Source organism: Streptomyces sp. NRRL B-1347 (genome assembly GCF_000720325.1).
In the GTDB taxonomy this organism is placed as follows: Bacteria; Actinomycetota; Actinomycetes; order Streptomycetales; family Streptomycetaceae; genus Streptomyces.
In genome coordinates this window covers 1-1,368 of record NZ_JOJM01000222.1, presented here as the reverse complement: position 1 = coordinate 1,368, position 1,368 = coordinate 1, and the positions used below count along the sequence as shown (strand labels likewise).

General features: G+C 77.0%; 1 protein-coding gene. It reads left to right on the top strand.

Annotation, left to right across the window (positions count from 1 at the left end; translation table 11 throughout):
* Positions 1-618: 618 nt before the first annotated feature.
* Positions 619-1,221, top strand: coding sequence for a TetR/AcrR family transcriptional regulator (locus tag IG74_RS0144600; protein WP_030689552.1), 603 nt, complete (start codon positions 619-621; stop codon positions 1,219-1,221).
* Positions 1,222-1,368 lie beyond the last annotated feature (147 nt).

Genomic DNA, 1,368 nt, shown 5'->3' with positions numbered 1-1,368 from the left:
GACCCGCGCTCCCCGCCGGGCCGCCCCCGCGGCCTGCCCCCGCGACCCCCGCCCCCGCAGCCCGCAGCCCGGCGTCCCGCCCCCGGTGTCCGGGCGGGTGTGGGTGGTGTGGGGCTTTGGGGGGTTCCCGGGAGAGTCCGGGCCTTCGGTGTCCGGTCGGACGAAAGGGCGAAAAACTGTGGAAAGAGGGGGAGTGGGGAGGGAAAAAGCCCTGCGGCTTTCCCACGTTGGCGTTGTGGTGGCCCTCCCGGCGTCGGAAGCTCAAAGTCCGGTACGTCCGTCGCGGTGCAAAGGAGACCCCTGGTGGCGCGCAGTCCCCTCCATGGCGCACCCGGGCCCGCGGATACGGCGCCCGGGCCGCTGAACAGCGGCAACCGCGAGCCGGCCCCGCCGCCGCGGCCCGCCGCCCGCCGCCGCCCGCCCGCCCGCCGGGAACGGCCGGCCGGCCGCGCGGGCGCGCCCGGCCAGGGCGCGGGCGGGGGCGGTGCGCGGGCCGGGCCGCCCGCCCGCACCCCCGCCGGCCGCGCGCGGGGACCCGACCGCTCATGTACCGCCTTCACCCCCCTGCGCCGGACCGCGGCGCGCGGGGGTGTCCCCCGTCCCCCAAGGGAGTCGACAGTGAAACAGGAACGCGCCGCACGCACCCGCGAGGCTCTGGTGCAGGCCGCCGCCGTGGCCTTTGACCAGGCCGGCTTCCACGGCACCTCCCTGGGCCGCGTCAGCAAGGCGGCGGGCATCTCCATGGGCGCGTTGACCTTCCACTTCCCCACCAAGGACGAGCTCGCCGACACCGTGCAACTGCGCGGGCTCACCACCACCCGCGACGCCGTCCAGCGGCTGCTGGCCGGCCGCGAGCCGGCCCTGGAGACGGTCGTGGACGTCACCCTGGAACTGGCCGCGCTGCTCCAGGAGGAACCCGTGGTACGCGCCGCCGCCCGCCTGACCCGCGAGCGCGAGAGCGCACCGGAGGGCGCGCTGTGGCCCTCCTCCTGGCTGCCGGCCATCGAGGACCTGCTGGAGGCCATGCCCGCGGGCCAGCTGCGCGCGGGCTGCGACCCGCGCACCGTCCTGGCCCTGGTGGCCCACCTGGTGGCCGGGGTGGAGTCCTACCTGCGCAGCTGCGGCCGGGACGGCTGCGACACCTACAAGAGCGCCCCCGAACAGCTGGCCCGGATCTGGGAACTGGCCCTGTACGGCATCCGCCGCGGCCGCGGCCTGTAGGCGGCTGCGTCTTGCGCAAGTCGGCGTTGCCGCACCGCCCGCGGCCGCCGAGGGTGGAAAGCACCCCCTGCTGCCGGTGTCCCGTGCAAGGAGCTGCCCCGTGGCGGACACAGACGTCGTCGCCCGCACCCCCGCCGAGCCCGATCC